Annotated in this window: 21 protein-coding genes and 2 pseudogenes; 14 read left to right on the top strand and 9 right to left on the bottom strand. The window is 60.8% G+C overall.

Annotated features, from left to right (window positions below):
- Positions 1–9: 9 nt before the first annotated feature.
- Positions 10–546 (bottom strand): annotated as a pseudogene (locus C4J91_RS14230) (site-specific integrase); the annotation flags it as partial.
- 136 nt (positions 547–682) lie between these two features.
- Between C4J91_RS14230 and C4J91_RS14235 the strand changes: the two are divergent.
- The gene (locus C4J91_RS14235) at positions 683–1,288 is read left to right on the top strand and encodes a class I SAM-dependent methyltransferase (protein WP_124362916.1); all 606 of its coding nucleotides are present in this window, start codon (positions 683–685) and stop codon (positions 1,286–1,288) included.
- A gap of 104 nt (positions 1,289–1,392) precedes the next feature.
- Here the strand turns inward: C4J91_RS14235 and deoC are convergent, their stop codons facing one another.
- Positions 1,393–2,076, bottom strand: a complete 684-nt coding sequence (gene deoC, locus C4J91_RS14240; RefSeq protein WP_124362917.1) for a deoxyribose-phosphate aldolase — start codon at positions 2,074–2,076, stop codon at positions 1,393–1,395.
- Positions 2,077–2,205: 129 nt separating this feature from the next.
- Here deoC and deoR point away from each other — a divergent pair, with 129 nt between their 5' ends.
- Positions 2,206–2,964 (top strand): DNA-binding transcriptional repressor DeoR, encoded by a 759-nt coding sequence (deoR, locus tag C4J91_RS14245; RefSeq protein ID WP_124362918.1) that lies wholly within the window; start codon positions 2,206–2,208, stop codon positions 2,962–2,964.
- On the opposite strand, the gene C4J91_RS14250 is transcribed toward deoR, so the two are convergent.
- From C4J91_RS14250 to C4J91_RS28180, 5 genes and pseudogenes are all read right to left on the bottom strand, one after another.
- Complete coding sequence (locus tag C4J91_RS14250; protein WP_124362919.1) at positions 2,961–4,007, bottom strand: aldose 1-epimerase family protein; 1,047 nt, start codon at positions 4,005–4,007, stop codon at positions 2,961–2,963. The genes deoR and C4J91_RS14250 overlap by 4 nt on opposite strands.
- Positions 4,004–5,335, bottom strand: a complete 1,332-nt coding sequence (gene fucP, locus C4J91_RS14255; RefSeq protein WP_124362920.1) for an L-fucose:H+ symporter permease — start codon at positions 5,333–5,335, stop codon at positions 4,004–4,006. Before fucP ends, C4J91_RS14250 begins: the two co-directional genes overlap by 4 nt.
- Positions 5,336–5,361: 26 nt before the next feature.
- Complete coding sequence (gene rbsK, locus C4J91_RS14260; RefSeq protein ID WP_124362921.1) at positions 5,362–6,282, bottom strand: ribokinase; 921 nt, start codon at positions 6,280–6,282, stop codon at positions 5,362–5,364.
- A gap of 190 nt (positions 6,283–6,472) precedes the next feature.
- Positions 6,473–7,336 (bottom strand): methyl-accepting chemotaxis protein, encoded by an 864-nt coding sequence (locus C4J91_RS28175; protein ID WP_372238019.1) that lies wholly within the window; start codon positions 7,334–7,336, stop codon positions 6,473–6,475.
- Positions 7,337–7,378: 42 nt separating this feature from the next.
- A pseudogene (locus tag C4J91_RS28180) lies at positions 7,379–8,086 on the bottom strand (MCP four helix bundle domain-containing protein); the annotation flags it as partial.
- A 134-nt stretch (positions 8,087–8,220) separates the two neighbouring features.
- Between C4J91_RS28180 and C4J91_RS14270 the strand changes: the two are divergent.
- A complete protein-coding gene (locus C4J91_RS14270; protein ID WP_124362923.1) occupies positions 8,221–9,417 on the top strand; it encodes a multidrug effflux MFS transporter in 1,197 nt (398 codons plus the stop codon).
- 3 nt (positions 9,418–9,420) lie between these two features.
- Here the strand turns inward: C4J91_RS14270 and xerC are convergent, their stop codons facing one another.
- A complete protein-coding gene (xerC, locus tag C4J91_RS14275) occupies positions 9,421–10,335 on the bottom strand; it encodes a tyrosine recombinase XerC (protein WP_124362924.1) in 915 nt (304 codons plus the stop codon).
- Between the two features lie 108 nt (positions 10,336–10,443).
- Positions 10,444–11,256 (bottom strand): M949_RS01915 family surface polysaccharide biosynthesis protein, encoded by an 813-nt coding sequence (locus tag C4J91_RS14280; RefSeq protein WP_124362925.1) that lies wholly within the window; start codon positions 11,254–11,256, stop codon positions 10,444–10,446.
- Positions 11,257–11,668: 412 nt separating this feature from the next.
- Between C4J91_RS14280 and arnC the strand changes: the two genes are divergently transcribed.
- The 11 genes from arnC (at position 11,669) to C4J91_RS14335 (ending at position 23,566) form a co-directional block, all read left to right on the top strand.
- On the top strand, positions 11,669–12,703 hold the full coding sequence (gene arnC / locus C4J91_RS14285) for an undecaprenyl-phosphate 4-deoxy-4-formamido-L-arabinose transferase (RefSeq protein WP_124362926.1): 1,035 nt from the start codon (positions 11,669–11,671) through the stop codon (positions 12,701–12,703).
- Positions 12,700–14,691 (top strand): bifunctional UDP-4-amino-4-deoxy-L-arabinose formyltransferase/UDP-glucuronic acid oxidase ArnA, encoded by a 1,992-nt coding sequence (arnA, locus tag C4J91_RS14290; RefSeq protein ID WP_124362927.1) that lies wholly within the window; start codon positions 12,700–12,702, stop codon positions 14,689–14,691. Before arnC ends, arnA begins: the two co-directional genes overlap by 4 nt.
- Positions 14,691–15,575 carry a 4-deoxy-4-formamido-L-arabinose-phosphoundecaprenol deformylase gene (arnD, locus tag C4J91_RS14295; RefSeq protein WP_124362928.1) on the top strand — a complete coding sequence of 295 codons (885 nt, stop codon included), beginning with the start codon at positions 14,691–14,693 and terminating at the stop codon, positions 15,573–15,575. The genes arnA and arnD overlap by 1 nt, the downstream gene beginning before the upstream one ends.
- A complete protein-coding gene (arnT, locus tag C4J91_RS14300) occupies positions 15,572–17,227 on the top strand; it encodes a lipid IV(A) 4-amino-4-deoxy-L-arabinosyltransferase (RefSeq protein ID WP_124362929.1) in 1,656 nt (551 codons plus the stop codon). Before arnD ends, arnT begins: the two co-directional genes overlap by 4 nt.
- Entirely contained in the window at positions 17,224–17,571 is a 348-nt protein-coding gene (gene arnE / locus C4J91_RS14305; protein ID WP_124362930.1) for a 4-amino-4-deoxy-L-arabinose-phosphoundecaprenol flippase subunit ArnE, read from the top strand. Before arnT ends, arnE begins: the two co-directional genes overlap by 4 nt.
- Entirely contained in the window at positions 17,568–17,981 is a 414-nt protein-coding gene (arnF, locus tag C4J91_RS14310; RefSeq protein ID WP_124362931.1) for a 4-amino-4-deoxy-L-arabinose-phosphoundecaprenol flippase subunit ArnF, read from the top strand. The genes arnE and arnF overlap by 4 nt, the downstream gene beginning before the upstream one ends.
- The gene (locus tag C4J91_RS14315) at positions 17,978–19,357 is read left to right on the top strand and encodes a UDP-glucose/GDP-mannose dehydrogenase family protein (RefSeq protein WP_124362932.1); all 1,380 of its coding nucleotides are present in this window, start codon (positions 17,978–17,980) and stop codon (positions 19,355–19,357) included. The genes arnF and C4J91_RS14315 overlap by 4 nt, the downstream gene beginning before the upstream one ends.
- A 3-nt stretch (positions 19,358–19,360) precedes the next feature.
- Positions 19,361–20,983, top strand: coding sequence for a glycosyltransferase family 39 protein (locus C4J91_RS14320; RefSeq protein ID WP_124362933.1), 1,623 nt, complete (start codon positions 19,361–19,363; stop codon positions 20,981–20,983).
- 296 nt (positions 20,984–21,279) lie between these two features.
- Entirely contained in the window at positions 21,280–21,459 is a 180-nt protein-coding gene (locus tag C4J91_RS14325; protein ID WP_124362934.1) for a hypothetical protein, read from the top strand.
- Positions 21,460–21,623: 164 nt separating this feature from the next.
- Entirely contained in the window at positions 21,624–22,331 is a 708-nt protein-coding gene (locus C4J91_RS14330) for an HPP family protein (protein WP_124362935.1), read from the top strand.
- A 131-nt stretch (positions 22,332–22,462) separates the two neighbouring features.
- A complete protein-coding gene (locus C4J91_RS14335) occupies positions 22,463–23,566 on the top strand; it encodes an enoyl-CoA hydratase/isomerase family protein (protein ID WP_124362936.1) in 1,104 nt (367 codons plus the stop codon).
- The last annotated feature ends 2 nt before the right edge of the window (positions 23,567–23,568 follow it).

A 23,568-nucleotide genomic window follows, 5' to 3' on the forward strand; every position in this document is an offset into this window, starting at 1 on the left:
CGAACCTCCTTAACTGTCTAGTCGACTCCAGGCTGCCGAGGTGCGCTGGGCGTTATGGAGGTTGGCCGACTCGGCTAGATAACGACCTGCGTAGCGGCGTGGCATCGTCGAGGTCTCAGACCAACCGCAGACTCGCCGGAGTTCGTCCGTGGCCCGCTCGAGGTCACGCCCACGCTTTTCGACCAGGTAAGCCAAAAACCGGTCTGCAAATGTGTGGCGAAAGTCATGCGCAGAAAGTGTAGGCAACAACCCTGGATCAGCCAGTTCAATGGTCAGAAACAGCCGATCAAGAACGTTAGACAACGCGCGGATCGATAGCGGGCGGCCACGATCCGAGATGAACAAATAGCGATAGAGCAATTTCATCGGTTTACCGTCACGCAGAGGGCGCCGGTCGCTTTGGATATAGCGCTCGTAGACCTCATACAACTGTGCGGAGATGCCTACGGTCCGTCCATGTGTTTTGAGCGCAGGCTCTTCAACGCGCGGGTCGCGGGGATCATGTTCGCGATCATTGATGCTGACATAGGCGTGCTGAGAACCTTTTAGGCAGCTCATGAACATTTATGACATGGCCTGTCGTTTAACATAATATACATTATGCGTACCTATAGATATTCCATACAGGGCGTCTCCCAGGTACATTTCATACCCCAGCCACATCCCCTCAGGATTCTTCCTCATGCATGAAGCAGCCCATCAGATCATCGATCTTTACGAACGTCATGCTCAAACATGGGATCAAGTTCGTTCACGGCGCCTCGTTGAACAATGCTGGCTGGATCGTTTCCGCCAGGCCATACCGGTTGCGGCTGGTCACGTCCTCGACGTTGGCTGTGGTTGCGCCGAACCCATGGCAGCTTATTTGATCAACGCGGGTCACGCTGTATCTGGCGTTGATTCTTCCACGGCGATGATCACCTTGTGTCGGCAACGTTTCCCGCAGCACGCCTGGCATGTGGCCGACATGCGCCAGTTGGCGCTGAATCAGCGTTACGCTGGCATTCTGGCGTGGGACAGTTTCTTTCACCTGACGCCTGATGATCAGCGTCGAATGTTCCCGATTTTCCAGGCCCATGCCCAGCCTGGTGCCGCAATGATGTTTACCAGTGGCACGGCACATGGCATTGCGCTGGGCAGCTTTGAGGGCGAAACGCTTTATCATGCCAGCCTGGACCATGGTGAATATAATGCGCTGCTCAATGCCCACGGTTTCAGCGTCGTTGAGCAAATAACAGAAGATCCGGAATGTGGCGGGCATACGATCTGGCTGGCTGTTTTCGGCTGAAATCGACCTGTTGCCCTGCCCGTTTATATAGATATATCGTATAACTCAACTAAATGACTATTTAGTATAGTTATATCTACCGATCACTAATCAGCAAAGAATCTTTAATAACCACCCGCCGCCGTCATCGCTCCGCCCACGATCGCAATTCCTGAACTACTGCCCAAACGTGTCGCCCCGGCTTCAATCATCTTTAAAGCCGTCGGATAATCGCGCACACCGCCGGACGCCTTTACACCAACCCCTGCGCCCACGGTCTGGCGCATCAGTGCCACATCTTCGACTGTCGCGCCGCTTCGGCTGAAGCCGGTGGAGGTCTTGACGAACGCCACACCCAAGTCGCGGCAGATTTCGCAGGCCTGGACCTTCTGCTTGTCGTCGAGCAGACAGGTTTCCAGTATGACCTTCAACGGCACGGCGCCGCAGGCCTTGTGGACCAGGGCGATGTCTTCGCGCACGGCGTCCAGCAGCCCGTCTTTCAACCATCCGATATTGAGCACCATATCGATCTCCCCTGCCCCGGCGGCAATTGCCCGTTGGGCTTCGAAAGCCTTGGTGTCACTCAGGCCGGCCCCCAATGGAAAGCCCACAACAGCACAAATCACTACGCTTTTGTCTATCAGGCATGACGCGGCGTAAGGTACTTGACCCGAGTTCAGGCATACGGAGTAAAAGCCGTGTTCACGGGCCTCTTCGCACAAGGTTCGGATCTGCTCACGGGAGGCGTCGGGAGCCAGCAGGGTGTGATCGATGTACTTGGCCAATGCTGCGGGTGGAAGATTGTTCATTTAACGATCCCTTGCCTGTATGTTGCCAATGATTGTGGCGCGCGCGTCACAGTGCGCATATAAAATAGTTACAATAACAACATTTAATGTTACTTATTTAACAACAACAATCAACCCCCTGGAATACTCGTGGACAGTAGAAAAGCCGAGCGACTGAAGCTCATTCAACAAGCCTTGCAGGACCAGAATGCCATTCACTTGAAGGAAATGGCCGCGCTGCTGGAGGTTTCCGAAATGACCCTACGCCGCGATCTCAACCACTTCAGCGATCATTTGCGCCTGCTGGGCGGCTACATCACGCGAGTCGGCAACGAGGCCGGCGATTATCGCGTGGCGGAGCAGGACACGCGTCACGTTGAGGAAAAACGCCGCATCGGAAAGCTCGCTGCCCAGTTGATCCAGGCCGGTGACACGGTATTTTTTGACTGCGGCACCACCTCGCCTTTTGTGGTTGATTTCATTCCCGATGCGCTGGAGTTCACGGCGGTGTGCAGTTCGCTGAACGTGCTGCTCAAACTGCAGAACAAGCCCAATTGCCACATCGTGTTGTGCGGTGGCACCTTTCACCGCAAGAACCAGGTTTTTGAAAGCCGCGCCGAAAGCAGCATCCTCGACAGCGTGCGCCTGACATGGGCCTTTGTGACCGCCGCCGGCGTCAGCCAGGAATTCGGCGTGACGTGCTTCAACTTCAACGAAGTCGAGGTCAAGCAAAAGGTCATACGCCAGGCCCAGCAGCGCGTGCTGCTCGCCGATTTCAGCAAGTTCGACACGGTGCGCACCGCTCACTTCGCCGCCCTGGAAGACTTTCATTACGTGGTCAGCGACAAGAAAATCCCCCGTGGCTACAAGGAAGTCATCCAGGCCAACGGCACGCAATTGCTGGTCTAACCCAACAGCTTCCGCCGCTCCTGCGCACTCAAGTAACCGGTGGTGACACTGAACGAAGCGCTGGCTCCAGCCGCCAGCACACGCACGTGACCTTTGGCTTTCTCGGCGTTATAGCCCTCGGGTTCACAGGTGGACGGCAGGACGAACGCCGCCACTTGCTGATCCGGCGTGTACAAGATCCAACGCGCGGCGTGCTCAAACTGTTCGGGACGGTAACGGGTGTAAAACGCCGCGCCATTGGGATGATCGAGTAGAAAATGCGCCTGGCCCGCGGCGTCAGTGGCAACACCATCAAGGAAAAACACGATCTCGGGGTCGTACAGTGACGGCTGTTCAAGGCAGGCCAACTGAGTCGGGTGCTCGGCCAGTCGGGCCATGTAGGCGCTCCAGGCTGGCGTCGGCTTGACGTGGTCCGGCACGCTGGTACGCAGGCGCAGGCGTTGCACGCCCAACGGTTCGACAAACCGCGCACCGGTCACAAACGCGTAGTTCATGTGGGCCATGTACATCAGGTCCATGGGCTTTCCGGCAAGGTTCGTCACGTCCATATTGATATCGAACAAGGCCGAATCGGCGCGCAATGTGACGCTGGGGCAAGCCAGGTAACGATCGCCGAACCCCTTGGCGTACTGATACGAGCCGCCCAGGCGCAAAAAGCCCTCGCCCACTTCCAGCCAGGCCGTGTCCAGGGGCGCGCAGGGCATTTCGCCGTGCAAGGCGTGCGTGTCGTCCGGCGTCGGGCAACCATTGCGCAGCAGGCCACTGTGAAACATGAAGCAGCCATAGGTGTCGATGACCGTCGGGCTGGGCCGAGGTTGCTCGAACAGGTTGTTCATAGTCAGGTTGCAACCGTCGAACTCGGCTGACCAGATCATCTGTCCTTGATAAGGCAGTACCACCAGCTTGCCACGGCTGTTCTCCAGGCTCAGGGCCAACACACCGGACGCATAGGTCCAGGCACTGACCTTGAATGCAGGGGATTGCAGAAGGATCTTTTCCTGCTCGCCAAACACCGCTCGGTACAGTGGGATACGTGTATTCATGAGGCCACCGCCCCGGTGGCGCCCGCCGGTAAGGTGCCGGGTTGGCGCATGCACTTGAGCGCATACATCACGATCACGATAAAGCACAGTAACGGCACGCTGTAAGCCAGCTGCATGTTGCCGCCGCTGGCGTCGGACAGCAGGCCCTGGAAGATCGGGATCACCCCGCCGCCTACAATGCTCATCACCAGCAATGAGCCACCGACACCGGTGTCTTCACCCAGGCCATCGATGGTCAGGCCGTAGATGGTCGGCCAGCAGGGGCCGAGGAAAATGCTCACGCCGACTGCTGCATACACCGCCGAAATGTTCGGCACCAGAATGGTATAGGCCAGCAGCACGATACACAGCACGCCGTAGATTGCCAGGACCTTCGCGGGGTGCAGCCGCCGCATCAACAGGTTGGCGATCAGCTTGCCGACAAAATACGCGGCAAAGGTGGTCAGCAAAAACCAGGAGGCGCTGCGCTCGTTCATACCGCCCATTTGCATGGCCAGGCGAATGGTGAAACTCCACACGCCGACCTGGGCGCCCACGTAAAGAAACTGCGCCAATACGCCAAAGGTAAAGCGTGGGTTGCGCCACAGCCGGCCCAGGCTCTGACGCAGACTGCCGGGCTTGCTGCCAGCGGGCTTATTGCCCTTGCAGGCGGGAAATCGCGTAATGGCGATCAGGATAAAGATCAGCACCAGCACGGCGATCATCCACTTGTAGGGCAAGAGCGTGGACTGGATCATTTGCAACTGCGCAACCGCCGCCTCGGAAGCGCTCATCTGCGTCAGTTGTTCCCTGGTGGCGTCCGTGTCCTTGAACATCACAAAGCTGCCTACGTACACCCCGGCCATTGCGCCGAATGGGTGGAAGGTCTGCGAAATGTTCAAGCGTCGGGTCCCGGTTTCCCGTGGCCCCATCAGTGTCGAATAGGTGTTGCACGCAGTTTCAAGGAACGACAGCCCGGCGGCTATCACAAACAGCGCCAACAGGAACATGCCGTACTTGGCCGTGGACGCCGCCGGAAAAAACAACAGGCAGCCGAACATATACAGCAGGAGGCCGATCAGGATCGTGCTCTTGTAGCTGAAGCGACGCACCACCATCGCGGCCGGGATCGCCACGAAAAAGTAGCCCAGGTAAAACGCCGACTGCACAAAGGCGGTCTGGAAATCACTGAGCAGAAACGCTTTCTTGAAATGGGCGATCAGCACGTCGTTCATACTCGCCGCCGCCGCCCACAGCGCAAAGATGCTGCACAGCAGGATAAAGGCGAACCAGGGCGTGCGGTTCAGGTAGAAGCCATCGGGAGTCGGTTGCAGCGCAGGTTTGTTCATTATTGTTCTCCGGGCTGGGTTGGGTATTACCGCTGTTGCTGGAAACGCGTGAACGTTTCGTGGTCGGGATAAGACGTTTGCGTACCCAGCGCCATGACCGAGCACGCGGAATACGCTACCGCCTGTTCAATGGCCTGACGGATATGGCCGTCGCGGTTCCAGTGGTGAATGAAGCATCCGATAAAGGCATCGCCGGCCCCCGTGGTATCACGGGCCACCACCTGTACGCCGGGCACATGGAATTCGCCCTCTTCGCCCACGTACAACGCACCGTGCTCGCCAAGGGTGACGATCACGTGGCGAATGCCGCTGGTGACCAGGATGCGCGCGGCGGCCTGGGCCGAGGCCGGCGAGTTCACGACGTGACCGGTGATCAGCGCCAGTTCCGATTCGTTGGGGATCAGGAAGTCCAACTGCGCCAAGTGCTCGGCGCTCAACCCGGTCAGCGCCGGTGCCGGGTTGAGCAGCACCGCGATAGCGTGTCGGTGAGCGAATTCGATGGCGTGGTAGACCGTCTCCACGTTGATTTCCAACTGCAGCACGATCAGGGTGCATTCACGCAGGTCCGCTGCAGCGGCATCGATGTCCGCCGGCGACAGATGCGCATTGGCTCCTTTGACGATCAATATGCTGTTGTGCGAGTCAGTTCGCACGAAGATCGGCGCGACGCCGCTGGAAACACCCGGCACGCGCTGCACGTAACGGGTGTCGATGCCAAAGCGTTGGAAGTTGGCCACAGTGTTGTCGGCAAACATGTCGTCGCCGACCTTGCTCAGCATTAGGACATCAGCCCCCAACTTGGCGGCCGCGACGGCCTGGTTGGCCCCCTTGCCGCCGCAACCGAGGGCAAAACCCGGCGCTTCGAGGGTCTCGCCCTGGGCCGGCATGCGGTCGATGTAGGTAATCAGATCAACCATGTTGCTGCCGATGACTGCGATCTTGCTCATTGCTATTCCACCTTGTTACGGCACGACGAGGCAAGGCGTGCCGCTCTTGTTTTGTTATTTAAATAACATTAGGTGTGAATATTCAATCTTTTTTTGTGGGTCGAATCAATTTTGCCGGATGGTCTTACCCGGTTCCCCTTTCTGCGGACAAAAAAAACCGGCCTCAGAGGCCGGCCCTTGATCAACAGGTCTACACGCTGAACCGATCCACCGACTGCGACAATTTCCCGGCCAGGCCGGCCAGCTCATCGGTGGTCGCGGCTGTTTCACCGATGACGCGGCTATTGTTTTGCGACATACCGGCGATCATCTCCACCTGGTGGGCGATTTCATTGCTGGCCAGGCTCTGCTCGCCGATGGTCCGGGAGATGTCGTTGACCAACTCCGTGGTGCTCAAGGTGGCCTGCAGAATCTCGCGAATGGCGCGCTCCACATCGGCGGTCACGGCCATGCCTTTGTCCACCTGGGCGACGCCCTCCTCCATACTGGTCACCGCCTCCCGGGTGCTTTGCTGGATACGCCCGACCATGCTGGCGATTTCCTGGGTGGAGGCGCTGGTGCGGCCGGCCAGGCTGCGTACTTCGTCGGCAACAACGGCAAAACCGCGCCCTTGTTCACCGGCGCGAGCGGCTTCGATGGCGGCGTTGAGGGCCAGCAGATTGGTTTGGTCGGCGATGCCCTTGATCACTTGGATGATGCTGTAGATGGCCTCGGATTCCTTGTCCAGGGTGCGAATGACCAGAGCCGATTGCTGGGCGGAACGAGCAATGCCGTCCATGTCGCTGACCACTTGGTGAATCACCCGGCCGCCGTCCTTGGCCAGGGCTTCGGCCTGGTTGGCCATGTCCAGCGCGCGCCCGGCGTGGCGAGTGATTTCTTCGATGCTGGCGGTCATTTCGCTGGCGGCGGCGGCCATGGTGCTGGCGGCGGCGCTTTGCTGCTGGCTGCTGCCCGCCACTTCATGGCAGCCCTGGCTCAGTCGTTCGCTCACGCCATTGACGCCATGGGCATTGCTGCGCACCACGTCGATCATGCCGCGCAGGTCGCGCTGCATGGTGGCCAGGCTGCGTATCAATGAACTGGCTTCGTCCTTGCGGCTGGGCTCGACAATCGGTTCGCTCAAGTTGCCGCTGGCGATACTCGCGGCGATGCGGCTGGCTGCTTGCAGAGGCCCCATGATGCTGAGGATTACCCAGCGTCCCTGGGCCAGCAGTAGCAACAGGCTGGCGATCAGTACCGCGCCCAGGATCAGATTGGCGTTATGGATGGTGCGTTGGGTGGCTTCGCCCGTGCGTTCGGTATGGCTTTCGATCAACTCGCTGAAGGCGCCCATTTGATCTTCAAGCTGGCTGAAGGCTTTATTGAAGGTTTCAAGCTCCCCGCGAGCGCCTTCGGGGTTGCCCAAGGCCAGCGCGACGATACGCTCGGCGGCGCCGATGTAGGTGTCCAGGCTGGGCTTGATGTTGTCGAGATTGGTTTTGAGCGTGGCTTCCAACGGCAACTTGAGGTTGGCGTCCAGCGACTGGCGAAAGTGCTCGGCGTGCTCCTTGAGCGAGCTGTTGACCTCTGCGGCGGTGGTGGTGCTTTTGCCCAGGCCTACCAGCATGGCGGACAACACATCGGCTCGCAGCGCGTCATGCATCATGTCGGCTTCCATGTGGTTGCGCAAAACGGTCATGCTGACTTCGTTTTCCTGCACGGCAGCGCTCATCTGCCGGTTTCCAAGGTAACCGGCCAGGCTCATGACCACGGCGGTCAGCAACCCGGTCGCAATCAACAGCGTTAAGCGTAACTTGATCGTCATGCGGATATCCCCTTACCCAAGCGCCGATGCGTCGTTACCAGCGTTATCGGCATCACTGGCTGTTAGTGAAGCTCAAGTTTGCGGATCTGCGCGGATACCTTAAGCTGGGCGTCTTTTGCCTGCCCGGGACACCCATGCCTCAACGTATTGCCCACCTCGCCTTGCTGCTGGGGTTGATCACCGCCATCGGCCCGTTCGCCATCGACAGCTACCTCCCCGCCCTCCCCACCCTGGGCGCCAGCCTGCAGGCGTCGCCCGCCGCCGTGCAGATGAGCCTCACGGTATTTTTCATGATCATCGGCGTGTGCCAGTTGTTCTACGGGCCGCTCAGCGATGTGTATGGGCGCAAGCCGCCGATCTATGCCGGCCTGGTAATTTTCGCCGTGGCCAGCGTCGGTTGCGCACTGGCGCCGACCATTGAAGTGCTGATCGGGTTTCGCGCCCTGCAAGCGTTTGGCGCGTGCGCCGGCATGGTCATCCCGCGAGCGATCGTGCGCGACCTCTATACCGGCCATCAGGCCGCGCGCTTGATGGCGTTGCTGATGCTGGTGATGAGTGTGTCGCCGATCCTCGCGCCCCTGGCCGGCAGTGTGGTGATTTCACTCTGGAGCTGGCGCGAGGTGTTCGCCGTGCTGGCGGTGGTGGCCGTGCTGTGCCTGGTGATGACCGTTGTACAACTGCCCGAAACCCACCCGGCCGAGCGGCGCCTGGGCAAAACCCTGGGCGGTGCGATCCGCAGCTACGGCGCGCTGCTGCGCGATCCGGTGTTTATTGGCCTGGCGGTGGTCAGTGGTTTTGGCCTGGCCACGTTCTTTGTGTTTATCGGCAGCGCGCCGTTCGTGTATATCCAGTATTTCGGCTTGACGCCTACCCAGTTCAGCCTGTGCTTTGCCGTCAACGCCGCCTCGTTTTTCGCCATGAGCCAGCTGACGGCCCGCCTGAGCGCGCGCTTTGGCCTGGCACCGCTGATTCGCTGGTCGGTAATTGTCGTGGCGGCCGTGATGGCGCTGCTGGCGGCCACCACGCTGTGGGGCGATAACCTGGCGTTGATGATGACCCTGCTGTTTGTCGGCTTCGGCTTTCTGGGCCTGTTGTTGCCGGCCGCCGGGGTGTTGTCGCTGGAGGATCACGGTGCGGTGGCAGGGTCTGCGTCGGCGTTGCTGGGCGCGATTCAGATGGTCACCGCCGCTGTGTCGATGACACTGGTGGGGCTGTTCGCCGACCATACGCCGGCGCCGATGCTGGTGGGCATCGCGCTGTGCGCGGCCGCCGCCCTGCTCACGGTGATATGGACGCTGCGCCGCTTGCCGCCGCACCTGGCGAGTGCTTGAGCCTTACAAATCGAAGCGATCCACCGCGCGCCGCCGCTCATTGTCGTCACGCACGTCATAGCTGGCGGTGGTCTGGATATTGGTGTGATGGGCCAGCTTCTGCGCGATCGACAGGTCATGCTCCTCGATCACCCGGGTAATGAACGAGCGGCGAAAATCATGGGGCATGATCTTCACGCCCACCTGGTCCCCGCGCTGGCGAGCGATGTAGTAAATCGCGTGTTTAGTGATGCGTTCCCGGGTGATATGGCTGCCGCGACGGATTCGGTTGAACAGGAACGGGTCGTCCTGTTCGCCCTCCTTGAGTTGCCCGCGACGAAACTCCAGCCAGGCCTGCAGCTTGGCGAAGGCCCAGTCTGGCGCGTATTTGATCAGCTCTTTATTGCCCTTGCCGATCACGCGCAAGCTGCGCTGTTCAAAATCGATCTGCGCCAGGTCAAGGTTGACCGACTCCGATTTGCGCATGCCCGAGCCGTACAGGATGCCGATCACGGCGGCATCGCGCAGGCCTTGCGGGCGCGGGTCGGCGGCGCAGACCTCCATCATTTCGCGGATCAACGTGCGGCGCAGGTTACGCCCCTGCCCCAGGCGCGTACCGGACGCGGCCTTGACCGAGCGCATCTTCAACAAGTGTTCCTGGCTGATCAGGCTCATCCGCCATGCTTCGTTCATCACCCCGCGCACCGCATTCACATACAGCGATGAGGTGTTCGGCGCATAGCCGTCCTCGCGCAACGCGGCGACCAGGGCGATTACCTGTTCGGGCTGCAGCAGGTGCCAGTCGATTTCTTCAAGGTTGACGTCTTCAAAGCCCAGGCGGTCGGCGGCGTCCTGCAGCACGTAGCGCATGGTCAGCTGGCTGGAGGGCGCCAGGCGGGTGAGATAAAGGGTCAGCGGGTTGCGGATGGACTCAGTCAAGATAGATCAGCCTTTGGATTAAATATCACGAGCAATCTATTGATTAATCGCGATATTTATTGAATTGGCGAGGGCCGAGTCTAGCGCAATCCGGGCACTGCCATCAAATCACGGCGCCACGTCATCCTCTTCCGTGGGTTGCTGGGGTTGGGTCTGGGACTGGCTCCAGTCGGCGTCCTGTTTTTTCATCAGCGCAAACCAGTGCTGACGCATGAACGCCAGGTAGCTGTCCGGTGCCTTGGCAAAATCCTTCTCGTCGCCATAGCAGCCCGGCAGCGGTAGCTCGGTGCCCTGCTCTTTGTACTGGCTGACCAGCGCCTGCTGCGCGGCAACGCTGCAATCGGTCGGCAACGGCATGCCGCGCAGGGCGCCGGCGTCCTCGTCCCACCAGGCTGCGCCGTAACGGTCGACGCCGCGCAGGCGATACTTCTCGGACTTGCCCGCGTGCATGATCAGCTTGAATTCATTGGGGCTCACGTCGCTGGTACAGGTGCGCGAGTAGCCGACAGTCGCCTGGGTCGTGCCGTCACCCAGAAGGTCGGTGACTCGGGTGGCTGCCGTGTCAAAGTGCAGCCCGGCGTCGAATTCGCACTGGCGCACATCGTCGTAAAGCATCCACACGCGCTTGGGATGCTCGCCGGCCAGCAGGTACTGGGCCGCGTAGACAAAGGCCGACTGGGTGCCATCGTCGTCCCGCTCGCTGACCTGTTCGGCCAGCACCAGCAGGTTCTTGCCCTGGCGGTCGTCCCAGGTATAGGCAGCGACCTGCTTGCCGCGTACTTCGACGCCCTCCGGTACCTGGTCAATGCTCGCCAGGGTCACACCCTCATCGGCTCGCACGGTGGTGACCCAGGCAACGCACACCAACAATCCGATCAACACCGGCCGCAACTGGCCGCGTAAAAGCTGCACGCTATTCATCCGAGTACCCTGGCAAGAGATGGCTTACTTTACCGGCACTTGAAGGGCAATGCAGAGAAGATTGTTGAATACAGGCAGTGGAGCCATCACGTGCGCCGATCACGTGAACCAAATACGTGCCAGCCCGTTCCTATTCGGCTGAACATTCACAAGGTTTAACACCTTGGCCACATAGCTGAACACTGGCTGTCTACCTGTCAAATAAACGAGTTTTTCATCCGCCTTTCATATTCGTTGAACATTTTTGCGCTTAACCTTATAGGCATCACTTCAGAACAATCCGGGGTTTATCGACTAACCTGTTGATTACACTTTATCTTTAGCGCCGTTTTGTCATCTGCGGGCCGTAGTTTCGCCCACTAATCGCTGCTGTTTTCGCGCTCCAAGTTGCTCCAGCCGAGGTTATTAATCTTTGAAACCCTACCCTATTCATTGCGTATCGATCGTTATTCCGGTCTATAACGAGCAAGAGAGCCTGCCTGAGTTGCTGCGCCGCACCACGGCCGCTTGCCAACAGCTGGCCTACGACTACGAAATCATTCTGGTGGATGACGGTAGCCGCGACAATTCGGCGCAATTGCTCGAAGACGCCGCCGCCGAAGATGGCAGCAAGGTAGTGGCGGTGATTCTCAACCGTAACTATGGCCAGCACGCCGCGATCATGGCGGGTTTCGAACAGTGCCGCGGCGAAGTGGTGATTACCCTCGACGCCGACCTGCAAAACCCGCCGGAAGAAATCCCGCGCCTGGTGGAACAAGCCGCGCTGGGCTACGACGTGGTCGCCACGGTGCGCAACAATCGCCAGGACTCGGCCTTCCGCCGCTGGCCTTCGCGCCTGATCAACCTGGCCGTGCAGCGCTCCACCGGCGTGGCCATGACCGATTACGGCTGCATGCTACGCGCCTACCGCCGCACCATCGTCGACGCGATGCTGGCCTGCCGCGAGCGCAGCACCTTTATCCCGATCCTGGCCAACGGCTTCGCCCGGCACACCACGGAGATCCTGGTGCACCACGCCGAGCGTGAACACGGCGAATCCAAATACAGCGCCATGCGCCTGATCAGCCTGATGTTCGACCTGCTCACCTGCATGACCACCACGCCGTTGCGCCTGCTGTCCATCGTCGGGTTCAGCCTGGCGGCGCTGGGCGTGCTGTTTGCCTTCGCGCTGATCGTCATGCGCCTGGCCTTCGGTGCCACTTGGGCGGGCGACGGCCTGTTCGTGCTGTTTGCCGTGCTGTTCGTATTCACCGGTGGCCAGTTCATCGGCATGGGCCTGCTGGGCGAATACCTGGGCCGTATGTACAGCGATGTGCGCGCCCGCCCGCGTTTCTTCATTGAAAAAGTGCTGCGCAACCAACCGGCAGCACCGGCTCCCGTGGTCGTCGTCGATGGCCTGGTGTCTTCCCATACTTCTACTTCTTCTTCCGATCAGGTTCAGTCATGAGTTCAAAAGCCGTTGTATTCGCCTACCACGATATTGGCTGTGCGGGTATCGAAGCCCTGCTGGCTGCGGGCTACGACATTGCCGCCGTGTTCACCCATGCCGATGACCCCAAGGAAAACAACTTCTACGGCTCCGTCGCCCAGCTGTGCGCCCGCAACGGTATCCCGGTGCACGCCCCGGAAGACGCGAACCATCCGCTGTGGGTCGAACGCATCGCCAAGCTGAACCCGGATTTCATCTTCTCGTTTTACTACCGCAACCTGCTCAGCGAACCGCTGCTGGCCCTCGCCCGCCAAGGCGCGTTCAACCTGCATGGTTCGCTGCTGCCCAAATACCGTGGCCGCGCGCCAGCCAACTGGGTGCTGGTCAACGGCGAAACCGAAACCGGCGTGACCCTGCACCGCATGGTCAAGCGTGCCGATGCCGGCGCGATCCTGGCCCAACACAAAGTCAGCATCGAGCGCAGCGACACCGGGCTGAGCCTGCACGCCAAGCTGCGAGAGGCCGCCAGCCACCTGCTGCGCGACGCCCTGCCGCAACTGGCCCAAGGCAAACTGGCTGAAACTGCCCAGGACGAAAGCCAGGCCACCTGCTTCGGCCGCCGTACCGCCGCCGATGGCAAGATCGACTGGAACAAGCCCGCCGAAGAACTGTTCAACCTGGTGCGCGCCGTGACTCAGCCTTACCCTGGCGCCTTCTGCGCGGTGGGCGAGCACAAACTCATCGTTTGGCAGGCGGAAGTGGCCCAGGGCAACGAAGGCCTGGCGCCGGGCCGGGTGATCAGCGTCAATCCGCTGCGCATCGCCTGCGGTGAAGACTCGCTGGTGATCAAGTTCGGCCAGCGCAACGACAACGGCCTGTACCTGGCCGGCCCGTCCCTGGCCGATGAACTGGGCCTGGTGGACGGCTCCGTGCTGCGCGGCGCCGAGTCGGGCCGCAAGCCACGCCGCACCCGCGTGCTGATCCTGGGCGTGAACGGCTTTATCGGTAACCACCTGTCCGAGCGCCTGTTGCGTGACGACCGCTATGAAGTCTACGGCCTGGATATCGGCTCCGACGCCATCGAGCGCCTGCGCAGCCACCCCAACTTCCACTATGTGGAAGGCGATATCAGCATTCACACCGAGTGGATCGAGTACCACATCAAGAAGTGCGACGTGGTGCTGCCGCTGGTGGCCATCGCCACGCCGATCGAGTACACCCGCAACCCGCTGCGCGTGTTCGAGCTGGATTTTGAAGAAAACCTCAAGCTGGTGCGCTACTGCGTCAAGTACAACAAGCGCGTGATCTTCCCCTCCACGTCCGAAGTCTATGGCATGTGCCAGGACCAGTACTTCGACGAAGACACCTCCAACCTGGTAGTGGGCCCGGTCAACAAGCAACGCTGGATCTACTCGGTCTCCAAGCAGCTGCTCGACCGCGTGATCTGGGCCTACGGCGACAAGGGCCTCAAATTTACCCTGTTCCGTCCGTTCAACTGGATGGGCCCGCGCCTGGACCGCCTGGACTCGGCGCGTATCGGCAGTTCCCGCGCTATCACCCAGCTGATCCTGAACCTGGTGGAAGGCACGCCGATCCGCCTGTTCGACGGTGGCGAGCAGAAGCGTTGCTTCACCGACATTGCCGACGGCATCGAGGCCCTGGCGCGCATCATTGATAACGACAAGGGCGTCTGCGACGGCCAGATCATCAACATCGGCAACCCGGAAAACGAAGCCAGCATCCGTCAGTTGGGCGAAGAGCTGCTGCGTCAGTTCGAAGCGCACCCGCTGCGCGGCAACTTCCCGCCGTTCGCGGGTTTTCGCGACGTGGAAAGCAAGGCGTTCTACGGCACCGGTTACCAGGACGTGGCACACCGCAAGCCGAGCATCGAGAACGCCAAGCGCCTGTTGAACTGGGAGCCGACCGTGGCGATGAGCGAGACCATCGGCAACACGCTGGACTTCTTCCTGCGTGAAGCAATGCTTGAAATAGCGGATAAAAAGTAATGAAGGCAGGCCTGCGCATCGACGTCGACACCTACCGAGGCACCCGTGAAGGCGTGCCACGGCTGCTCGAGTCCCTGGACGAAGCCGGGATTAAAGCGACGTTCTTCTTCAGCGTCGGGCCGGACAACATGGGGCGCCACTTGTGGCGCCTGATCCGCCCGCAGTTCCTGTGGAAAATGCTGCGTTCCAATGCCGCCGGCCTGTATGGCTGGGACATCCTGCTGGCCGGCACCGCCTGGCCGGGCAAGCCGATTGGCCGTGACCTGGGGCACTTGATGCGCCAGGCCAAGGCCGCCGGGCATGAAGTCGGCCTGCACGCGTGGGACCACCACGGCTGGCAGGCCAACACCGGGCGCTGGAGCGACGCACAACTGGTCGAGCAGATCCGACGCGGTGTGGATACCTTGAGCGATATCTTGGGTGAGCGGATCGACTGTTCAGCGGCCGCCGGTTGGCGCGCCGACGAGCGCGTGGTGCAAGCCAAACAAGCCTTCAACTTTCGCTACAACAGTGATTGCCGGGGCACCAGCCTGTTTCGACCGACCTTGGCCGATGGCTGCGCGGGCACCCCACAAATTCCGGTAGACCTGCCGACCTTCGACGAAGTCGTCGGGCCGGTGGTGGCTGCCAAGGACTTCAACGCGTTTATCCTCGACCGGTTCAACGCGTCGAAGCTGAACGTCTACACCATTCACGCAGAAGTAGAAGGGATTCTGATGGCCCAGGATTTTCGCCAGTTGCTCGCCCAGGCAGGGCAGCGCGGCATTGATTTCCAACCCTTGAGCGCGTTATTGCCTGCGGATGTGACCACCCTGCCCCAGCAACAGCTGGTGCGCGGCGCGTTGAGCGGCCGCGAAGGTTGGCTCGGAGTGCAGCAGGCATGATCCGCCGCTGGGCATTGCCCTTGCTCCTGTTGGCGTTTGGCGTGTTTTACCTGTTACCACTGGCCACCCACGGCCTGTGGATTCCGGATGAAACCCGCTATGCGCAGATCAGCCAGGAAATGCTGCTGACCGGCAAGTGGGCCGCGCCGCACTTCATGGGCATTCGCTACTTCGAAAAACCGGCGGCGGGCTACTGGATGATCGCGCTGGGCCAGGCGATCTTCGGCCAGAACCTGTTCGGCGTGCGCTTTGCGTCGGCCTTGAGCACCGGCTTGAGCATCCTGCTGGTTTACCTGATGTCCCGCCGGTTGTGGAACGACCCGCAGAAAAGCCTGATCAGCAGCGTGCTGTACATGAGTTTCGTCAGCGTGGCGATGCTCGGTGGCTACGCCAATCTGGACCCGCAGTTCACCTTCTGGGTCAACCTCACAGGCGTAGCCTTGTGGTTCTGCTTCGACAGCCGCACGCAACGGGCCAGGTTGTGGTCCTGGGCCGTAGTCGGCCTGGCCTGTGGCATGGGTTTCATGACCAAAGGCTTCCTGGCGTGGTTGCTGCCGGTGTTGATCGCCCTGCCCTACGCCCTCTGGCAGAAACGCTCGACGGAACTGTTCAAGTTCGGCCCGGTGGCCGTGGCTGCGGCGATCCTGGTCAGCTTGCCATGGGCCCTGGCCGTGCACCTGCAAGAGCCGGATTACTGGCACTTCTTCTTCTGGCATGAGCATATCCAGCGCTTTGCCGGTGAAGACGCGCAGCACGCCGAGCCGTTCTGGTATTACCTGCCGTTGCTGGTGGCGTTTACGCTGCCCTGGGTTGCGCTGCTGCCGTCCAGCCTCAAACAGGCGTGGCTGGACCGGCGCCTGCCGAACACCGCGTTCCTGCTGCTGTGGCTGCTGATGCCCCTGGCCTTTTTCAGCCTGGCCAAAGGCAAACTGCCCGCCTACATCATGCCGTGCCTGCTGCCCCTGGCCTTGCTGATGGGGTCGACCTTGAGTGACAAGCTCGCTCAAGGCCGTGGCCGCGTATTGCGCATCAACGGTTGGCTGAACCTGGTCATCGGCGTGCTCGCCCTGTTGGCAATCATCTGGTTCCAGTGGAAGAAACCGGTGTACGAACCCGGTGAAGAAACCCTCAGCCTGGTGCTGCTGTTTACCTGTCTGTTCGGCTGGATCCTGGCCAACCTGTTTCAGGCTGCCCGCCCGCTGAAACTGTGGGCCGCGCCGCTGATCGGCAGTGCCTTGCTGGTTGCCCTGGTGCCCGCCGCGCTGCCCCATTCGGTGGTTTATAACAAGACCCCGGACCAGTTCATCATCGATCATGCCGAAGAACTCAAGCCTTCCATTGCGCTGTTGAGCAACGACCTGGGCGCCTCCGCTGCGCTGTCGTGGCGCCTGAAACGGCCCGACATCACGCTCTACAACACCTCTGGCGAGGTGAAATACGGCCTGGCTTATGCGGACACCGCCCAGCGCCTGGTCGACCGCAATCGAATCCAGGCCTGGATGGCCGAAACCCGCCGCAGCGGCGCTGTCGGCGTGGTGATGCGCGTCAACAGCCAGGGCGAAAGGGAAGAGCTCGCCCTACTGCCTGCAGATGGCAAGCGCTATGCGCAGGGCAATATCGTGATTCTGATTTTCCCGCAGGTCGCGCAATGATCACCCTGCTTCTGTTACTCAGCGCCTGCCTGCTCACATGCGCGGGCCAGGTCTCGCAGAAATTTGCCGTGGAAAGCTGGCGTGAATTGCCCGACGGTTGGGCGCTGAAGCTGCGCTCACCCTGGTTGTGGTCGGCCCTGGTGTGCCTGGGCATGGGTTTGCTGGTGTGGCTGCTGGTGTTGCAGCGCCTGGAAGTCGGGATTGCCTACCCGATGCTCAGCATGAACTTTGTCGTTGTCACGCTGGTGGCGCGCTTTGTGTTTGCTGAACACATCGATGGCCGCCACTGGCTGGGCGTGGTGCTGATCATTGCCGGTGTTGTGCTGCTGGGGCGCCAGGTATGAGCCGGATCCGCGGTTTCGCCCTGGCCCTGGGCAGTGTCGGCCTGGTCAGCGTGGCCCAATTGGGCATGCGCTGGAGCATGACACGCCTGCCGTTGCCGGATGCGTGGCTGAGCGCCTTGAGCAGCGCCAGCATCGACCTGAGCGCCCTGGGCGTGGTGGCCCTGGCGATCAGTGCCTATGCACTGTCGATGCTCTGCTGGCTCGGCGCGCTGAAGCACTTGCCCCTCGGGCGCGCTTACTCGCTGCTGAGCATCAGCTACGCGCTGGTGTATCTGCTGGCCGTCTGCCTGCCGGTATTCAACGAACACTTTTCGCTTGCAAAAACCCTGGGGGTGGCCTTGGTCATCCTCGGTGTACTGGTTATCAACTCTCGTCGTGCTAGCACCTCAAGTCCCAGGAATACCCCATGAAAATCAGTGTATTTGGTAGTGGTTATGTCGGCTTGGTACAGGCCACCGTATTAGCCGAAGTCGGTCACGATGTTATTTGCATGGACGTTGACCGGAGCAAGGTCGAGTCGCTGCAGAAAGGCCATGTGACGATCTTCGAGCCGGGCCTGGCGGCCATGGTCAAGGAAAACCTGGAAAGCGGACGCCTGCATTTCACCTACGACGAAAAACTCGCCGTCGAGCATGGTGAGGTGCTGTTCATTGCGGTGGGTACGCCGTCGGATGAGGACGGTTCGGCCGACCTCAAATACGTGTTGTCGGTGGGTGACGCGGTGGCGCGCCATCGCATGGCGCCGGTGATCCTGGTGGAAAAGTCCACTGTTCCCGTCGGCACCGGCGACACCCTGCGCTCGCATATCGAAAAAAACCTGCGCGCCGCCGGCCGTGAGCTGCAATTCGATATTGTCTCCAACCCGGAATTCCTCAAGGAAGGCTCGGCCGTGGCCGACTGCCGCCGCCCGGATCGCATCATCATTGGCTGCGAGCGCGAAGAAGTGCGGGAAGTGATGCGCGACCTGTACGCACCGTTCAACCGCAACCATGACCGCATTATCTTCATGGACCTGCGCAGCGCCGAACTGACCAAGTACGCCGCCAACTGCATGCTCGCCACCAAGATCAGCTTTATCAACCAGATCGCCGAGCTGGCCGAACACCTGGGCGCCGACATCGAAGCCGTGCGCCTGGGCATTGGCGCCGACTCGCGCATCGGCTACCACTTCATTTATCCCGGTTGCGGCTACGGCGGCTCCTGTTTCCCCAAAGACATGCGCGCTCTGATCCACAGCGCCAAACAGGCCAACTGTTCCAGCGACCTGCTGGAAGCCGTGGAAGCGATCAACCAGCGCCAGAAAAGCAAGTTGTTCGAGCGCATCAACGCGTTCTTCAAGGGCGACCTGCGCGGCAAGACCTTCGCCCTGTGGGGCCTGGCCTTCAAGCCCAACACCGACGACATGCGTGACGCGCCGAGCCGCGTGCTGATGGAAGCCTTGTGGGCCGCCGGCGCCAATGTGCGTGCGTTCGACCCCGAAGCCATGCAGGAAACCCAGCGCATCTATGGTGACGACCCACGACTGATGCTGATGGGCACGCCGGAATCCACCCTGGGCGGCTCCGATGCGCTGGTCGTCTGCACCGAGTGGCAGCAATTCAAGGCACCGGACTTCGACCTGATCCACCAGCGCCTGAAAACCCCGGTGATCTTCGATGGTCGCAACCTGTACGACGGTGAGCGCCTGACGCGCAAAGGCTTCAAATACTTCCCGATTGGCCGTGGTGACTCGTGCGAGTTGCCGATCCCCCAGCAAAACTGGGTGCAACAGGCCAAGGCAGGCTGATCAGTGCACAAGGTTCACCCGCCCCTGCTCACGCCAACGCTGCGCCGACAGTCACTGGGTCTGGGGCTGTTGGCGCTGCTGCTGTTCATCGCCGGCAGCTGGCACCAGGCGATTATCGGCTTCGACTCACGCTTCGTGGTGTTTGCCCAGGAGATGCTGCGCCATGGGCCGAGCTTCTTTCCCACCACTTACGGCCAGCCATATGCCGATTACCTGGCCACCTCGACCCTGCTGACCTGGCTGCTCTCCCTGCCTATCGGCCAGGTCACCAGCTTTACGGCCTGGCTGCCCAGCGCTGTGGCTTCGGCGTCGATCGTGGTGCTGGTCTATCGGCTCACCGCGCCCTACTCCGCGCGCTGGGGTCTGCTGAGCATTGCAATGTTGCTGCTCAGCAGCACCTTTATCAGCCAAACCCGCGCCGTCTCCCTGGACCAGATGCTCGCGGCCGTGACCCTGGCGGTGTTTTACCTGGGTTATGCCCATGAGCATTTTGCTGCAGCCAAACGCCTGCACTGGGTGTTTGCGCTGTTGATGCTGGGTTTTGCGATTCGTGGGCCGATCGGCCTGGTGATTCCTACCGGGGTGCTGTGCAGCTACTACCTGATCAACCGTCAATGGCGTCAGTTGTTCAGCTTCGGGCTGTTGGCGCTGGCCTTGCTGGCAGCGTGTATCGGCCTGCTGTTGCTGCTGGCCAAGCTCAGCGGTGGCGAAGACTTCATGCGTGAGGTGATTCGCATGCAGTTTCTGGGGCGCATGGATGGCAGCGAAGGCTCTGGCGGCGTGCTGTATTACTTCACCAGCTCCCTCGGCAACTACGCCCTGGCCTATCCGGTGGCGCTGCTGGTGCTGCTGGCCGTGATGAGCGGCGGCCGCCGAGCGCCAGACCCGGCGTTGAAGCTGGTGCTGTACTGCGCGGCGGCGGGTGTCTTGGTGATGCTTGGCTTGTCGGTACCCCAGGCAAAAAAGGCGCGGTATATCCTGCCGATGCTGCCGATGGCAGCGATCATTGCCGCGTATCCGTTTCAGGTCGCACAAGGCCGTCTGTTCAGCGGGTTGCGCGGCTTGATGCTGGTGCTGTGGACGCTGCTGCCGGCGCTGTTGGCGGTGGGCTTGATGGTTGCGCGACGGCGTTACCCGCAACTGTTGGCCGATCTCGGGCCGATGTTTGGCGTACTGGCAGTGCTGCAGGTATTGGCGTTGCTAGCACTGTTCTGGGCTCGACTGCGCCCGGTCGGTCCGGCATTCGCCGCGGTCATGGCGATCTGGACGACTTACATCATGGTCGTCGAACCCTTGGAGCGCAGCCTTTACGACACCCGCACATTCACCCTGGCGGCCAAGGAGCAGATCCTGCAACAACCGGCGCCATTGGTCTTGCATGCGTTGGGCAAAGACGCAAAAGCCATCAAGTTCATGGTCAACTTCAATTGCGACAAGGTTCCGCTGTTTACCCAGTTGCCCATAGAGCTCCAGCCTGTTCAGGCGCCCGCCTGGCTGGTGATGAGCCAGGCCGACTTTAACAGCCTGACTGACCCACGCTTGCGTGCGCTCACGCCGACGCTCACCGGGGCGTTCGATATGACCCCCTACGTGTTGTTGCACCTGGAGAAAAAAGCACCTCTTTGAGTGTGTTTACAGCCGTCACGTAAGAAAAACGCCCGCTTATAAACCCCCTGGGCGTTTTTCATCATAATCACCGAGAAACCCCCTACAGTGCTTTGCGTAACAGCCGCTGAACTTCGCCTTCCGGTGCCCGGAGCCCAACTGTAGACTCGTTTGCAAGGGCATTAACTATCTACCACCCGTATCAAGGGCTGCCTGTAACAGCCCTGGTCAGGGAACCTGCATAACGACATAACAACAAGGAGGGCAATGCCGTGCGAGAGGATCGGTTATCTGTAGCCGCGCCGAGACTGGATCGGTTGAGGGGCTTACGTGACGCGCTGGTAGCGTTGAAGGGGCCGCTGGCCGACGAACCAGGCTTGCAGGCGAACCTGCAAAAACGCCTGTTCAATGAGGAAGTCGACAGCCTTGTACTGGGCAAGATCTGCACGCCCGCCGCCCATAACACCAAGCGGATCTTTTTTGACGAAGCTCCTTAAGTACATAATTTTTGCATTCAACCCTCATTAATATGCATTGGCGCCGCTGCAACTCAGTTGGCACACTGTTTGGGTTCCTTCCCCCAATGTTGGAACTTTCAAGGGCTTTTCCGGGAAACCAGGCAGGCCTTTTTTTTCGCCCTCAGTTTCAGGACCCCTCTTCAATGCTCGCTCGCTGGTTACCTGCTGCCATCAATACCCGTCCTTCCGAATGGAGTCGCGCCGCTATCGGCATGGCCTTGGGCACACTGCTCAGTGTCTGGGTGTGTGCCCAGGTGTTCGGCATGGAAGTCGCCCTGCACCTGCTTGGCCCGCTGGGGGCGTCGGCGGTGCTGCTGTTTGCCGTGTCGTCGGGGGCGCTGGCACAACCCTGGTCGATCATGGGCAGCTATCTGTGTGCTGGCGTGGTGGCATTGCTCGTGGCGCGGGTGTTGGGACGCACCCTGGGCAGCGCTTGCCTGGCGGCGGGCATGACGGTCGTGCTGATCTGCTGGCTGCGCTGCCTGCATCCCCCGGCCGGTGGCCTGGCCATGACGCTGGTACTGGCCGACCCTGCCTCCATCGCCCTCGGCTGGCACGAACTGGCACCGGTCATGCTCGGCGCCGCTGCCCTGCTGGCGTGTGCGCTGGCCTACAACAATGCCACCCGCACGCGTTATCCCAAGGGACAAGCCGAACCGGTACCTGTCATGCTCGGCAGCGCGCCGGTGACCGACCCGGCCATCACCGCCGCCGACCTCAAGTTGGCATTGGCCGACATGGAGCAGTTCTTCGACGTCGAGCCCACGGAGCTGGAGCAATTGATTCATGCCGCCGAAGGCCATGCGCGACGGCGCAGTATCGGCGAAGTCCTGGCCAGTCGCGTGGTTTGACGCGGTGTGCATAAATGCAACAACGAGCTGCATGATTCCGGGTTGTAGGCGGCAAATTTGCGCTGGTACGATCACGCGATAGTTCGCCCGCGAACATCTTGATAAAGAACAATAAAAGCAGGGAGTTAGTGATGACTGCTCAGGTGTCCTCCGAAGCACGCCACACCGATATTCAGCAGGAAGAAGTACTCAGTGAGGTGCGTAACCATATCGGTTACCTCACCCTCAACCGCCCCACCGGCTTGAATGCCATCACCCTGGAGATGGTGCGTCTGCTGACGACGCAGCTGCAGGCCTGGGCCGATGATCCGCTTGTCTATGCCGTGGTGCTGCGCGGTGCCGGCGACAAGGCCTTCTGTGCCGGCGGCGATATCCGTTCCCTGTACGATAGTTTCAAGCGTGGCGACACCCTGCATGAAGACTTCTTCGTCGAGGAATACGCGCTCGACCTGGCCATCCACCATTACCCCAAACCCGTGCTGGCCTTGATGGACGGCTTCGTGCTCGGCGGTGGTATGGGCCTGGTACAGGGCGCCGACCTGCGCGTCGTGACCGAGCGCAGCCGGCTGGCGATGCCGGAAGTGGCCATCGGCTATTTTCCGGATGTGGGTGGCAGCTACTTCCTGCCGCGTATTCCAGGCGAGCTGGGGATTTACCTCGGCGTCACCGGGGTGCAGATCCGTGCGGCGGACGCCCTGTACTGCGGCCTGGCCGATTGGTACCTCGACAGCGCCAAACTGACGGAGCTTGGGCACGCGCTCGACAGCCTGCAATGGCGCGACTCGCCCCTCAAGGACCTGCAAGGCGTGCTCGCCGGGCTGGCCGTACAACAACTGCCGGATGCGCCGCTGGCGGCCTTGCGCCCGGCCATCGACCATTTCTTCGCGCTGCCGGACGTGCCGAGCATGGTCGAACAGCTACAGCAAGTCACCGTCGCCGACAGCCACCATTGGGCGCTGACCACCGTCGCCCTGATGCAGACCCGTTCGCCCCTGGCCATGGCCGTCACCCTGCAGATGCTGCGCCGTGGGCGCCACCTGCCGCTGGAACAGTGCTTTGCCCTGGAGCTGCATCTGGACCGCCAGTGGTTCGCACGCGGCGACCTGATTGAAGGGGTTCGCGCGTTGATCATCGATAAAGACAAGAACCCGCAGTGGAATCCGCCCACCCTGCAAGGGCTGGACGCCGACCATGTCGACAGCTTCTTTCACGACTTCAAGCAGATTGAGAAATAAGC

This window comes from Pseudomonas sp. R3-52-08, from assembly GCF_003851745.1.
GTDB lineage: Bacteria > Pseudomonadota > Gammaproteobacteria > Pseudomonadales > Pseudomonadaceae > Aquipseudomonas.

What these genes read in the sequence shown, in the direction of transcription:
- C4J91_RS14235 (WP_124362916.1), top strand. Translation starts at nt 683, where the DNA reads ATGCATGAAGCAGCCCATCAGATCATCGATCTTTACGAACGTCATGCT.
- deoC (WP_124362917.1), bottom strand. Translation starts at nt 2,076, where the DNA reads ATGAACAATCTTCCACCCGCAGCATTGGCCAAGTACATCGATCACACC.
- C4J91_RS14250 (WP_124362919.1), bottom strand. Translation starts at nt 4,007, where the DNA reads ATGAATACACGTATCCCACTGTACCGAGCGGTGTTTGGCGAGCAGGAA.
- fucP (WP_124362920.1), bottom strand. Translation starts at nt 5,335, where the DNA reads ATGAACAAACCTGCGCTGCAACCGACTCCCGATGGCTTCTACCTGAAC.
- rbsK (WP_124362921.1), bottom strand. Translation starts at nt 6,282, where the DNA reads ATGAGCAAGATCGCAGTCATCGGCAGCAACATGGTTGATCTGATTACC.
- C4J91_RS28175 (WP_372238019.1), bottom strand. Translation starts at nt 7,336, where the DNA reads ATGCAGCGCGACCTGCGCGGCATGATCGACGTGGTGCGCAGCAATGCC.
- C4J91_RS14270 (WP_124362923.1), top strand. Translation starts at nt 8,221, where the DNA reads ATGCCTCAACGTATTGCCCACCTCGCCTTGCTGCTGGGGTTGATCACC.
- C4J91_RS14280 (WP_124362925.1), bottom strand. Translation starts at nt 11,256, where the DNA reads ATGAATAGCGTGCAGCTTTTACGCGGCCAGTTGCGGCCGGTGTTGATC.
- arnA (WP_124362927.1), top strand. Translation starts at nt 12,700, where the DNA reads ATGAGTTCAAAAGCCGTTGTATTCGCCTACCACGATATTGGCTGTGCG.
- arnD (WP_124362928.1), top strand. Translation starts at nt 14,691, where the DNA reads ATGAAGGCAGGCCTGCGCATCGACGTCGACACCTACCGAGGCACCCGT.
- arnT (WP_124362929.1), top strand. Translation starts at nt 15,572, where the DNA reads ATGATCCGCCGCTGGGCATTGCCCTTGCTCCTGTTGGCGTTTGGCGTG.
- arnE (WP_124362930.1), top strand. Translation starts at nt 17,224, where the DNA reads ATGATCACCCTGCTTCTGTTACTCAGCGCCTGCCTGCTCACATGCGCG.
- arnF (WP_124362931.1), top strand. Translation starts at nt 17,568, where the DNA reads ATGAGCCGGATCCGCGGTTTCGCCCTGGCCCTGGGCAGTGTCGGCCTG.
- C4J91_RS14315 (WP_124362932.1), top strand. Translation starts at nt 17,978, where the DNA reads ATGAAAATCAGTGTATTTGGTAGTGGTTATGTCGGCTTGGTACAGGCC.
- C4J91_RS14330 (WP_124362935.1), top strand. Translation starts at nt 21,624, where the DNA reads ATGCTCGCTCGCTGGTTACCTGCTGCCATCAATACCCGTCCTTCCGAA.
- C4J91_RS14335 (WP_124362936.1), top strand. Translation starts at nt 22,463, where the DNA reads ATGACTGCTCAGGTGTCCTCCGAAGCACGCCACACCGATATTCAGCAG.